Annotated in this window: 8 protein-coding genes and 4 tRNA genes; 9 read left to right on the top strand and 3 right to left on the bottom strand. The window is 44.0% G+C overall.

What is annotated here, in order from left to right; all coding sequences use genetic code 11:
* Positions 1-243: 243 nt before the first annotated feature.
* Together MN210_RS11225 and MN210_RS11220 are read left to right on the top strand one after the other, a co-directional pair.
* Positions 244-1,482: an alkane 1-monooxygenase gene (locus MN210_RS11225; RefSeq protein WP_338412226.1), complete on the top strand. Its 1,239-nt coding sequence runs from the start codon at positions 244-246 to the stop codon at positions 1,480-1,482.
* Between the two features lie 76 nt (positions 1,483-1,558).
* Entirely contained in the window at positions 1,559-2,827 is a 1,269-nt protein-coding gene (locus MN210_RS11220) for an oxygenase MpaB family protein (RefSeq protein WP_241878601.1), read from the top strand.
* A gap of 19 nt (positions 2,828-2,846) precedes the next feature.
* Here MN210_RS11220 and MN210_RS11215 read toward each other — a convergent pair whose 3' ends face one another.
* The 3 genes from MN210_RS11215 to MN210_RS11205 form a co-directional block, all read right to left on the bottom strand.
* Positions 2,847-3,998 (bottom strand): catalase family protein, encoded by a 1,152-nt coding sequence (locus tag MN210_RS11215; RefSeq protein ID WP_338412225.1) that lies wholly within the window; start codon positions 3,996-3,998, stop codon positions 2,847-2,849.
* Positions 3,999-4,602: 604 nt separating this feature from the next.
* Positions 4,603-7,566, bottom strand: a complete 2,964-nt coding sequence (gene polA, locus MN210_RS11210) for a DNA polymerase I (RefSeq protein ID WP_425605653.1) — start codon at positions 7,564-7,566, stop codon at positions 4,603-4,605.
* A gap of 415 nt (positions 7,567-7,981) precedes the next feature.
* Entirely contained in the window at positions 7,982-8,392 is a 411-nt protein-coding gene (locus MN210_RS11205; protein ID WP_155587586.1) for an organic hydroperoxide resistance protein, read from the bottom strand.
* A 309-nt stretch (positions 8,393-8,701) separates the two neighbouring features.
* Here MN210_RS11205 and MN210_RS11200 point away from each other — a divergent pair, with 309 nt between their 5' ends.
* The 7 genes from MN210_RS11200 to MN210_RS11170 all read left to right on the top strand — a co-directional run bounded on the left by MN210_RS11200 (position 8,702) and on the right by MN210_RS11170 (position 13,315).
* A complete protein-coding gene (locus tag MN210_RS11200) occupies positions 8,702-10,297 on the top strand; it encodes a peptide chain release factor 3 (protein WP_011961259.1) in 1,596 nt (531 codons plus the stop codon).
* Between the two features lie 324 nt (positions 10,298-10,621).
* A complete protein-coding gene (locus MN210_RS11195; RefSeq protein ID WP_338412223.1) occupies positions 10,622-11,446 on the top strand; it encodes an RsiV family protein in 825 nt (274 codons plus the stop codon).
* Between the two features lie 136 nt (positions 11,447-11,582).
* Positions 11,583-12,716, top strand: coding sequence for an FHA domain-containing protein (locus MN210_RS11190; RefSeq protein ID WP_338412222.1), 1,134 nt, complete (start codon positions 11,583-11,585; stop codon positions 12,714-12,716).
* A 95-nt stretch (positions 12,717-12,811) separates the two neighbouring features.
* Positions 12,812-12,887: transfer RNA gene (locus MN210_RS11185), tRNA-Thr, on the top strand.
* Positions 12,888-12,956: 69 nt separating this feature from the next.
* Positions 12,957-13,040, top strand: a tRNA-Tyr gene (locus tag MN210_RS11180).
* Between the two features lie 101 nt (positions 13,041-13,141).
* Positions 13,142-13,215, top strand: a tRNA-Gly gene (locus tag MN210_RS11175).
* A 25-nt stretch (positions 13,216-13,240) separates the two neighbouring features.
* Positions 13,241-13,315 (top strand) — tRNA-Thr (locus tag MN210_RS11170).
* Positions 13,316-13,471: the final 156 nt, after the last annotated feature.

The following is a 13,471-nucleotide window of genomic DNA, read 5'->3' as shown; positions in this document are numbered from 1 at the left end:
AAATTTAATTTAAGTTTATATTAATAATTACCATTAATTTTTGATGTATTCTTAATTGTAATACTGAATTGGAAAAATTTCTATATTTGAGTCATGACTATTTAGTGCTAGCAAAACTATCTATGAAGATAGATATAAAAGGCTATTTAATTTAAGTTGCGCTTATATTTTAAATATTCTAATCTAGTGTTAAGTTAAGGATGAGCTCACTTTGATGAATTCTGGGCTGACAAGGAGTATATAATGACGACAAATTTACAACCTGAACACAGATATCAGGTTATCAAAGCCGCAAGCTATGCCCAGAGCCAAGACCCCAAACGCAAATTGTGGCTACTGAGTCCACTGGCGCCTATTATCGGTTGGGCGATGTACTTAGGGGTTAAAGATCAACAAGGCTTTGATCTAAAAAATACAATTGCAGCGTGGTCGGGCAGTTTGTTTACTTACGGCTTTATACCTGCCTTGGATGTTCTGATTGGTAAAGACAGTGACAATTTACCAGAGCCAGTATTTAAAGCATTACAGACCGATGCGTATTATCAAAAAATTGCCCATGCTTTTATTCCTCTAAATTATATCGCCCTGTTTATTGCTGCCCATCAATTTACCCACAGGCAGCTGCCTTGGTATAACAAGCTGGGGTTGGCAATTACCACCGGTATTGGTAGTGGTATTGCCATCAATACCGCACACGAGCTGGGACATAAAAATGATAAGTTGAATCGGACACTGGCCAGAGTGAGCTTGGCGCCTTCTGCCTATGGGCATTTTGCGATTGAGCATAATTATGGGCATCACCGCTGGGTGGCGACACCCGAGGACTCTGCCAGTAGTCGTTATAATGAAAGCTTTTGGCAGTTTTTACCACGTACGGTAATTGGCGGGCTGCGCTCAGCCATTGCTATTGAGCGTAGGCGGCTGGCGCGCAGAAACAAAGGCTTTTGGCACAAAGATAATGAGTTATTGCAAGGCTGGGCGATTACCGCGGGCTTGTATACCGCTTTGTACCAACTAAATGGCAAAAAGGTGATTCCGTTTATCGCTATTCAGGCGTTATATGGCTTTAGCTTATTAGAGTCTGTTAATTATCTTGAGCATTATGGTCTATTACGTCAAAAGGACTCCAATGGCCGTTATGAGCCAACCCGTCCTGAGCATAGTTGGAACAGTAATAACACGGTGACTAATTTATTCTTATACCAATTACAGCGCCATTCTGATCACCATGCGCATCCCAATCGTCCGTATCAAGTACTGCGCCACTTTGATGAGTCCCCGCAGTTGCCCAGCGGTTATGCCAGTATGATTGTGCCAGCTTATATACCGCCGTTATGGTTTGCCATCATGAATAAAAGGGTAGTCGCGCATTACAAGGGTGACATGAGCAAAATCAATAAGCATGACAAACCGCTGAGCCCGCGTATGCAAAAAGCCACCAATCTTGTTCGCAAAGGGTTAGACTGGCTGGGGTATTCATAGGCCGCTATTTAGTCAAAATAGGCGCATAGCGGGCTAGACTAATCATTGGATAGAGCGAATTAAGGACATCAGTATTATGCCCTCTCATACCACGCAGCTTGACTCGATAAGCACCTTAAAGATTTATAATTATGGGCGTAGTGCAAGCTTTGGTGCTAATGACACGCTACAAGTATTACAGCGCATGCGCCGATTTTTATTGCCAAAAGATTATACGCTCAAGCCTGAGTTGTTAGAGCAGATTGCTGATGGTTATGAGCTCACCGATCCCATTGTTGATAATCTCATCAAAAAGCATGGCAAATTTGCAGATGCGTTGCAGCAGTCAATCATCGATAAAGAGGCGTTTGTAGCCTCTGATAAAGCCTACTTAATGGATGACCCTGATTTTAAAGATCTGCACGATCAATTTGCCACCCATCCTGATTGGTTCGATGCCAAGCTCGCTGAAAAAGGAGCCGTTGCCTACAGGCGCTATCCGCTGACCTTGGTCTGGCTGCTGCGTAATGTGGCGTTAATGGCAGGCTATAGCATTCCAGCTTTATCGTTACCGCTGATAAAAACCGGATCATTGGTGCATGATGCGTTAGCACGCCTGTATCGTACGTATGGCTATATGATGGCAGTCTCCGAGCACCCTAAGGTGACTGACGATGCGACGGTTTTAGCGATTGGTGGGGAGGCATGGCGACAGACCATTAGAGTGCGCCAGCTGCATAGCTTTATCCGCAAAGGTCTTATCAAAGAGGGCTGGGACAGTGAGTATTGGGCGCAGCCGGTGAATCAGTCAGATATGATTGCGACTCATTTGCAGTTCTCCTTGCTAATCTCACGCGGTTTGAAGTGGCTAGGTGCACGCATCACCGATGAAGAAGCAAAAGGCATTATGCATCTGTGGCGTTTAGCGACTTGGTGGATGGGGGTGGATCTAGCGCGTATTCCTAAAACAGAGCAAGACGCTTGGGAGTGGCTATATACGTATTTATCCACTCAGAAGCTTGACTTTGAGGTAGGCAGACCACTGGCAAAGGCGCTGCATGATTTGCCATCAGAGATTATGGGCGAGACCAATTGGCGCGGGCATGCCGTTGAGCTGGTCAATGCCAGTGTGACCCGCACCTTTGTTGGTGATGATATCGGTGACGGTTTGAACCTACCCAAGCTACCACTGCGACAAGGGATACTACTAAGTGCGCCCGTGTTGTTTGGTATTGATACCGCACGCCGGCTGCACCCAGTACTGGATAAGCAAATTGAGCGGTTTAGACGTAGTCGCCAGCATAATATGAACTGGTGGCTAAGAGAGAATGACCCTTACTATGTCAATAAACCGCCACGCCTATAACACTTAAAAACCACGCGCATTAAACAAAAGCGGACGTATCAAAAACTTGTTCAAGACTGGCCGGCTCACGGCGCTGCACCGCATTTTGCTCATGGCGAACTTTAGATGAGGTGCGATAGGCTTGCAGGCGAGACTGTTGAATACGTCCAATTGGACGGTTTTCTTCCAAGGCTCTAAACACAGAGAAGGATAAGTGTTCCATGGCCGCAAAGTTACCATCGTCAGTGACCTCTTGCTTAGGGATGGTCAGCTTGCCAATGGTCACGAAGGGCGCTTTAGACTCATCCCACTCTTGAGTGATTTTTTCGATAGGTTGTTTTTTGACATTACGGCACAGCTGAATTTGAACGTCATACTCATAATCGTGGGTACGAATTTCATCCAATAATACCGGTCTAATCGCCTCATCTTTTGTAAACAAATGAATCTTGGGCTGTTTGATTTTTTGTTTGGCGGATTTGGTTGGGGTGATTCTAATTTTACCCATATAGTCGCCATGACGTACTACACCTTGTGAAAAGTAATCGTACAGCCAAGGGTTTTTGGGCTTAACCGTCGCTATTTTACGAAACGCATTTAGGGTTTGCAGTCCTTGTAAATCAGGAAGCTCTTTGCCGTATTTAGTGAGCCAGTGAAAGCCAAATTTTAGTAAGCCAAGATTGTTATTGCCCAGATACTCATTGACGCCAAACACCAGCTTCGATAAATAAGCATAATCTTCTATAGAGTTGGTAAAGAATATCGGTGAGTTGACCAGTGCATAATCAAAGGTGGTGCAATCTGGGTCATCAGGGGTCAGCTTTTTACCGGGAACATCAAATATCTTGAAGGCCAGTCCAATGCCCATACCAAGTCGTCTATCTGGGGCTATATTGCCTTGGGCATTAGAAAAACGAATCACCGCATCATGGGTGCCGGCTGTGGCATACAAGCCTTGTGCATAGGCCTTGGGTATATTATCCAGTACTTCAAACTTGGCTTTTAGTGCGCAATAGCCTTTGGCATGAACGGCGCGCGTGTGATGATCAAGGTTATTAATTTTTTTGGACTTTTTGACGTAGTCGGTGATGTCGGCGACTACCATTTCCATAATCGATTCGTCGTGAGCGCTCAACGTGGTATATTTTTCATCGAATTTGGCAAATTTTGGCTTAAATAATTTTTTTAGCATATTAGGCTGCCTGTAATAGGTTGTGGGTAGCCTATTTATAATAAAAAATATTTTATGAATAAGGTGCTAACTTGTGATTAGGTTCTGCCATTAATATGTAACATGAGAGCCGCTTTAACGATAGCCATAGCGTTTTGTCAAAATCAAGGATAAGTAAAACAAGATTTTAAACACTATCTTGACTGGGACTGACATTAAAAAATCGTCTGTACTCACGGCTAAATTGGCTAGGGCTTTAAAAGCCTCAATATTATCGAGATGTTTCAAGCTTTCTCTTAGATAAACTAGGCATTTATCTTCGCCATTTTGAGTCGATTTTAATAAGGTATTGATTCTCGACTTTAAGCGTTTGATGTTTTGGTTTTGGGTATAAATTATAATTACTAAGTCAATTGCAAAATTGGGTAAGCGATTTGTTCTAGTAGCATAAGATTTCCATTAAAGGGTTAGAGCTTTATGATTAGGATTATGGATGTAGGCTACATATTGAGTACCTATGAAAGTCCTATATAAAATCAAAGTTATTTTGTTAAAAAATATAGCACTAAGAAGCAGGGATTAACTACTAAGAATTAATCCCTGCTCAAAACTAAAAAAACAACCTCTAATGCGCCTCATCCCAGTTATCACCGACACCGGTTTCCACCAATAACGGCACCGCAAAATCAACATCCCAGCCCATCTGCTTAGCGGTATCGCTCAGTACATTTTGCATCGCATTTTTAATAAGCTTAGCAATGTGATCGACCTTATCGGCATCCACCTCAAATACCAATTCATCATGCACCTGTAATAGCATTTTGGCATTTTGTTTGGGCAATACGTTATCCACCGCAATCATCGCAAGCTTAATTAAATCAGCGGCACTGCCTTGTAGTGGGGCATTAATGGCAGCACGTTCGGCGCCGCGGCGTACCATTTGATTGCTGTGCTGAATGTCTGTGGTATAAAGCTTACGCCCTAAGATGGTTTCGATATAGCCATTGTCTACCGCGCTATTTCGAGTCTCTTGCATATAACGCTGCACGCCAGGATAACGTGCGAAGTACTGATTGATATAGTCTTGTGCTTCACTGCGTCCCATTTGAATTTGCTTGGCCAGACCAAAGGCGCTCATACCATAGAGCAAACCAAAGTTAATGGCTTTGGCGTTACGGCGCTCGGTTGGGGTAACATCAGCGACGGCCTTACCCAGTACCTCTGCTGCGGTGGCACTATGAATGTCCAAGCCTTCATTAAAGGCGCGAGTCAGGTTATCGTCACCTGAGAAATGTGCCATTAAGCGCAGCTCAATCTGTGAGTAGTCCGCCGCCAGTAGCACTCGGCCTTTAGGTGCAATAAAGGCTTGGCGAATTAAGCGGCCAGTCTTGGTGCGAATAGGAATGTTCTGCAAGTTTGGATCAGTAGAGGATAGGCGACCGGTACTGGTTAAGGCTTGATGATAGCTGGTATGCACACGGTCAGTATCGTTATCGGCTACCGCATCGAGTGCATCGGTATAGGTGTTTTTGAGCTTAGCTAAGCTACGATATTCTAGGGCAATCTCAGCCAGTGGGTGCTCAATCTTTGACAATACTGCCTCACCGGTTGAGTATTGACCCGATTTGGTTTTTTTACCGCCAATAACGCCAAGCTTATCAAACAGCATTTCACCCAATTGCTTAGGTGAGCCTAGGTTAAACACTTCTCCGGCTTCAATGTAGGCTTGCTTTTCAAGCGCAACAATCTCTTCATCAAAGCGCTCAGACAACTCGTTTAAGAATGAGCGTTTGATCATAATGCCTTCGGATTCCATCTGACACAATATCTGTGCCACAGGAATCTCAAGCTCATGCAATAGGCGTTGGTTGACCGCGTCATCTTTGAGCTTATCTTGGAACAGCTCAAACAATTGATAGGTAATATCGGCGTCTTCACACGCATAGTCACTGGCAATGTTAATAGCGACTTTATCAAAGGTCACCTGCTTAGCCCCTTTACCCGCGACGTCTTCAAAGCTAATGGTTTGGGTATGTAAATAATGGCGGGCAAGATCGTCCATGCTGTGACGGGTAGCTGCTGCATTTAACACGTAGCTTGCCAGCATGGTATCCATTTCCCAGTTTTTGGGCGACATATTTAACTCGATACCATACTTGCTCAATACATGAGCATCATATTTTAGATGTTGACCGATTTTGCCAATGTTAGGGTTCTCTAAAATAGGCTTTAATTTGGCAAGCACTGTATCACGGTCAAGCTGTTTGGCTATTAGCGGATCAACTGTTGCATTTGCAAGTAGTTTTGCTTGCTCGGCTTCTTCTTTTTTGTTCTTCGCCTTTTTTTGCGGTTCGTTATAGTCCACATGTGCCAGTGGTAAATAATAAGCCCCATGCGCTTGCACAGAAAAGGACAGGCCCACGATCTGTGCTTCACGCCAGTTGATACTGGTGGTCTCTGTATCGACAGCAAAGTAAGGCGCTGCCTGTAGTTTGTTTAATAAATTATCAAAGGCAGACTCATCAAGGATGGTGTGCCAAGCTTTGTCATGCGTGTTGCTATTTTTGATATGCTCAATAATAGAGCTCTGTTTTTGCTGTTGTAGGGTTTTGGCCACTTGTGCTTGTGACTCAGCATCGGCTTTGCTATCAGCCACACTATGGACGCTTGAGTTGGCAGGGTGATTGGGATGATCCAATGATGCCAATTCATTTTTGAATTCAAGCTCACTATATAAGTCTCGCAATTCAGCCACAAAAGCGCTGCTATCGGTATTAATGCGCAGGTCTTCCCAGTCCTGACCGATATCTAGGTTGGTCACAATGGTGGCAAGCTGCCGATCACGGGGAATATTATCTGCAAACTCCACCAACTTTTCGCCCACTTTGCCTTTGATGTTGTGAGCGTTAGCAAGGATATTGTCTACGGTTTGGTACTGATTAAGCCATTTAACTGCGGTTTTTTGACCGACGCTAGGGATGCCTTTAATGCCGTCAGAAGCATCCCCCATAAGAGTAAGTAGGTCAATGATTTGATTGGGTTTAATACCAAATTTTTCTTCAACCGCTGGCACATCGACCACTTTGCCGGCGAAACTGTCCTCCAATATGACACAGTCGTTGACCAGCTGCATCATGTCTTTATCACCGGTTGAGATGACCACATGATGACCCTCTTCAATAGCGCGGTGGGTCAGGGTACCGATAATGTCATCAGCCTCAGCGCCTTCAATACGCAGCAGTGGAATGCCAAGCGCCCGTACCAAACGGTGAATATAAGGGATTTGTTCGGCCAACTCAGGATCCATTTTTGGCCGATTGGCTTTGTATTCCTCTGACATGGTGTGACGAAACGTGGGTGACTTGGTGTCAAAGCATACGGCCATATGGGTGGGATGATAGCGGCGCATTACTTTGAGTAGCGCATTGAGCGTGCCGCGAATGGCATTAGTAGTCAGGCCTTGAGTGGTCATCATGGTCTTAGGCAGCGCATGGTAAGTGCGAAACAGATAGTAAGAGCCATCTACCAGCACAAAAGGTGGCTGCTGTTTATCGATATGATCTGTAGGCATCTGTGCCACATTAGGCATGGCCTCGAAATCCGGCAATATATTGGGATCTAATGCCGCATGGGAGGTGTCGGTTGTGGTATCGACAGTTTTGAGGTTAGTGTCTTTAGTGGTTTTATCGGTCATAGGAGATCACTTTTAGTCAAAGTTTTAATAATCAGAAGTTGGTTTTAAAGGAAGGAGGCTTAATAATAGTTTTTTTATTTAAGCAGCTTAGTGGCCCATCTAAGCGTTGTGCTATGAGGTCATCATAATTAGCCTCATTATAACTAAAATTTTCACTGTCGTTAGGATCATTAGTGAGTGATACCAGACAGTTCATCATGCTCTCTAGAAAATCAGCTGAATAAAAAGCCCAAACGGCGCAAAGGCGGTTTGGGCTATTAAAGGTAGAGAATGTACTTAGAGCACTTAAAGATGGTTGGCGTTAAAAGCTCTATTTAAGCTCAGAGCTGACTTCAACGTCGATATTGCCACGTGTGGCTTTAGAGTAGGGGCACACTTCATGAGCCGCTTCTACGGCCTTTTGAATCTCCTCAGCACTTGCCTCGGTGTTAGACGCGATCACATGTAATTTAACTGCCAGATTGTAGTCATGACCATCACCTTGTAATAGGCGAACTTCAGCTTGCGTAGTAGAATCAAATTTAATCTTTTGCATTTGCTTGACCACACCTAACGCACTATCAAAGCAAGCGGCATAACCCATAGCGAAGAGCTGTTCAGGGTTATTACCTTTACCGGTACCTGGCGCTTTCATGTCAATGGTTAAATCACTGTCATTTAATGCCGCTGAACCAGTACGACCGCCAGTTACTGTGGCTTGAGTGGTATATAAAGTTTTCATATCATTCCTTTTTTATAATTTATAGTCATTGCATTTTAAGAGGTTTTTACAACATCTAGGCTTAGCATAACAAAATGCTTGCTATGTTGCGTTGATGGCTGGTAAAGCTTTACCTCTTGTTTGTAACGTTATCTTAATCTGTCATAGGCGCCAACATCTTTCTGCAGTCTTAACTGAAATCCGTTACAATACGCACATTCATTTTCCCTATTTAGTTTAAATAGCATTTTTAAGCGGCCATATTAAAGCTCTGCTTTTTAAAACCAGTTATTTTTCATATATTATCACCTAACAGTTGAAGCCCAAATTATGAGCGTAGATCCAAAAACCTTAAATAAACAAGTGGCCAAGCGCCGCACCTTTGCTATTATCTCTCACCCCGATGCCGGTAAAACCACCATGACCGAAAAGCTCCTGCTTTGGGGTCAAGCCATTCAGGTCGCTGGTGAGGTGAAAGGTCGCAAAACAGATCGCCATGCCACCTCAGATTGGATGAGTATGGAGCAAGAACGTGGTATTTCAATTACCACCTCGGTGATGCAGTTTCCTTATAAAGACCATATCGTAAACCTACTAGATACCCCAGGCCACGCTGACTTCTCAGAAGACACGTACCGCACATTAACTGCGGTAGACAGTGCATTAATGATGGTCGATGGCGCCAAAGGTGTCGAAGAGCGTACCATTAAGCTGATGGAAGTGTGTCGTATGCGCGACACCCCAATTATCTCATTTGTTAACAAGCTAGACCGCCAGATCCGTGATCCGTTAGAGCTGCTTGATGAAATTGAAACCGTTTTGGGTATCAAGTGCGTGCCGGTGACTTGGCCGATCGGTATGGGACAGGACTTCGTTGGGGTGTATCACTTAACTGAAGATAAAACCTATTTATATAAAAAAGGCCACGGCGGCGAGATTACTGAGATTGAAACCCGCGAAGGCTATGATTATCCTGACGTGCGTCAGCGTTTGGGTGAGTTGGCATTTTCAGCCTTTGAAGAGTCGCTTGAGCTGGTACAAATGGCGTTAGAGAACTTCGATGTTGATTTGTTCTTAAAAGGTGAGATGACACCTGTATTATTCGGTACAGCGCTGGGTAACTTCGGTGTCAATATGGTGCTAGATACGTTAATTGAACATGCACCACCGCCAAAAAGCCATCCTACCAATGAGCGTATTGTGGCCGCTGACGAGACCAGCTTTAGTGGCTTCGTGTTTAAAATTCAGGCCAATATGGATCCGCGTCATCGTGACCGCATCGCCTTCTTACGAGTCTGCTCCGGCAAATACGAAAAAGGTATGAAGATGAAGCACGTACGCCTAGGTAAAGATGTACGTATCTCTGACGCATTGACCTTCTTAGCCGGTGACCGTGAGGCATTGGAGGAGGCGTATCCTGGTGACATCATTGGTCTACATAACCACGGTACGATTAGCATTGGTGACAGCTTCACGGAAGGCGAAGAGCTAAACTTCACCGGTATTCCACATTTCGCGCCAGAGTTATTCCGCCGTGTGGTGCTAAAAGATCCACTAAAGTCAAAAGCGCTACAAAAAGGCTTACAGCAGCTGAGCGAAGAGGGTGCCACTCAGGTGTTTATGCCACAAATTAACAACGACTTAATTTTGGGCGCTGTGGGTGTGCTGCAGTTTGAAGTGGTGGCACATCGTCTAAAAGAAGAGTATAAAGTGCAGTGTATCTTTGAGCCGGTATCGATTGCCACAGTACGCTGGATTCACTGTGATGATGAGGCAATATTGGCCAAATTTAAGAAAAAAGCGCATGATCAACTGTCGGTTGATGGCGGTGGGCATTTGACCTATCTGGCTCCAAGCCGTGTTAATCTACAGCTGATGCAAGAGCGTTATCCAGAAGTGACTTTTAGTAACACTCGTGAGCACTAATCTCACGACCAAAAATATAACCACTAGCAATACGACCACTAACAAAGCGATATAAACCGCTTACCCGTACAAAGACGCTCTTAGCGATAAGGGCGTCTTTTTTTATAAGGTGTTGCATTAATGTCAGTCAGTATAAAGTGGCCAACTGAGTAACAGATGCGTGATTTTTAAATTTTGTAGCAATAAACACAGTTTAAACATAGTGAGCACCCGCTTTGCTATATATTTAAAGCCATATCTAAAGCGCTAACCCTAACGCCGCTAAATGATAATAATAAGGCTTAGGATAAAAATATCGACAAGTTAACCAAATCAGGAGGCGGTATGTCATCAACACACTTGATAGGGGCTCGCAGCTTACGCCTTTTTAGTATCTGCGCTTTAGCGGCCTTGACCCCTTTTCCCCTATACGCTGCCAACTTAGTGTATGCTGAGGATTATCTGGACTATCGTTTGCCAAGCTTAGTCACCGACACGTGTGAGAGTCGCAGCGACTACAGCTGTCCGCAGATTGATATTAAATATGCAGCCAGCAGTCAAGGCTGGATAAATACCATGATTAATGCCCGCATCAATCAAATTGTACCGGGCTCACAGTCTGAAACTGAGCGAACGCAGCCGCCATCAAACGCTAAAGTCTTGACCCAAGCTGAGGTAAAAAAACGCTTGGATGGCTTTGCCAAATCGCAATTAGAGGACATCCCAGAGGGCAGCAGTCTCAACTATAGCTTTGAGGTCTCACCCAGTTACCTTGGGCATATGGGGGAGGTTGAGCTGTTTGAAATCAACAGTTATATTTATCTAGGCGGGGCTCATGGGCTGGGCGCTTCTGAATATATGATGTTTGATACCTCATCTAAGCGTCATATCCAGTTGGACGATATGCTGCTGGCAGGCCAAAAATCTAAATTTAAAGCGTTGGCTTATGAGCAGTACAAAGTTTGGGTGCGTAAAGATAATAACGAACTCAAAGCATACGAAAAAATGTGGCCCTTTACGCTAACTGATAATGCCTTGTTAACCGATAAAGGGGTGGTACTAAGATACCAGCCTTATGAGATAGCTGCTTATGCTTACGGTATGCCGGAGCTGACAGTACCTTATAATCAGCTAAAAGGCATATTAAAGCCCAAATACATCCCGCATTAAAATTAAAATAAATAAACTGGCTTATTTTGAAGAATAACGCTATATAGTAAGACATCGCATTAAATAGATAAAATAGGCGTAAGCCGCCAGAATTGATAGCAAAATTAAATAAAATGGAATCTATGAGGAGATTTTTATGAGTGATTATAACAACACAAACCAAACTCAGTGGCAACTGACCGCCTTAACCGAAGCTTTGGGTAATCTAGAGCTCAACGTAGACCATAAGTTAACCGTTGGTCGTGGTCAAGACAATGATGTGGTACTAGGCAGCAAGCAGGTCTCTCGACAACATGCTGAGCTAACTGTCGTTGATGATGAGCTACTGGTACAAGATTTAGGGTCATCAAATGGTACTTTGGTCAATGATGTCAGACTTGAGCCGCATCAGCCAAAAAGCTTGGTGGTAGATGATGTGGTTACTTTCGCCGCTTTTAGCTTCCAAGTAAAACAAACTCAGCCAGTAGCCTCGGCGGCGGTATCATCACTTGAGCCTGAAGTTGAAACTATCGAGCCTGAAGTTGAAATGGTAGAACCCGAAGCCATCGAGCCTGAAGTTGAGACGGTAGAACCTGAAACCATCGAGCCAGAAACGGTCGAGCCTATAGAAACTGCAGAAATAGTAGAAGCGCCAGCGACTCATTCAGTAGAGCCGTTAGCTGAGCCTATCACACCTACTGCGCAACCAGAAAAAACCGACAGTGAATTTGATAAATTTGAAGCCGCTGAGAGGGCAGAGCACCAGGCTGAAGAAAACGCAGAAGCTATTGAAAAATCGGGTATTAAAAACATGACCGAAGCTGAGCTTGAACAAAAGCTAGAAGAAGAGCTTGAGCAGCCTACCGGTGTTTATAACTCAGAGCAAAGTCATCTGCATAAAGATGACGCTGAGCACTTTGCAGAGTTGGCTCGTGAGGCAGATCCTGAAGTGCATAAGTCCAAACAAGCAGCTGCTGCCCAGATGTCAGCCACCACTAATTTGCATGACACCGTAGAGCCAGACGCTAAAAAACCCGTCAAAGAGCTGACAGGCGATGCAGAAAATGAGATAAATACCCAAACTCAGGCACCCGTATCTGAAAAAAATCCAGCCAACAGCTTTAATACGGTGAATGAGCAGCCGCAGCACAAGGTGGCACACATTCATAAAACGGATTCTGCACCACAAAATGCAAATTCTGGCTCAAACAAAGGCTTTTTGTGGATGGCCTTGATTTTATTGGTCTTAGCCGTAGCTTTATGGCTTTATAACAGTGGCACATTGGCCTAAAAATAAAAAAAATTGCATTTTTTCTAAAAAAAATGAAATTAGGGGTTGTGTTTTAAAAAATATTTGCTAGAATACACCCCACTTCGAGAGAACAAGCCGACTTAGCTCAGTTGGTAGAGCAACTGACTTGTAATCAGTAGGTCGCCAGTTCGATTCCGGCAGTCGGCACCATTCGTCTCTCAAAGTACTTTGCTTTAAGCAATTTTAGTAAAACTATCAATAAGTTAGTTTTACAACCTAGGTGGGGTTGGGGAGCGGTCAAACCCAACAGACTGTAAATCTGTCGCGAAAGCTTCGAAGGTTCGAATCCTTCCCCCACCACCATTTTCTAGTTACAATTTCAATTAGTGTTCAAGTATCCGTCTACCTAGAGCAGCACACTGCCAAATCCCATGCATATGGCAGCTAAAAAAAGCTGTGATACTGCGGGTGTGGTTTAATGGTAGAACCTCAGCCTTCCAAGCTGATGGCGCGGGTTCGATTCCCGCCACCCGCTCCAACTTATTTAAAATAAAGCACATTAAGCTCATATAGCTCAGCGGTAGAGCACTCCCTTGGTAAGGGAGAGGTCTCGAGTTCAATTCTCGATATGAGCTCCATTATTTTAATTCTTCTAATTCCTATATTTCATTAGAACTAAGTTGGTAAGCGAGCTTACTTGTTTAAACATTAAATTAAAAAAATCGGCTAGGCCTATAGCAGGCTAAGCAAATAAAGTTAGGTGACTATTTAATAAAGTTGAAACTTTAATTAAA

It is taken from the genome of Psychrobacter raelei, assembly GCF_022631235.3.
Taxonomy (GTDB): Bacteria; Pseudomonadota; Gammaproteobacteria; order Pseudomonadales; family Moraxellaceae; genus Psychrobacter; species Psychrobacter raelei.
Note: the sequence above shows the minus strand (reverse complement) of the source record. Positions and strands in the feature narration are given on the sequence as shown.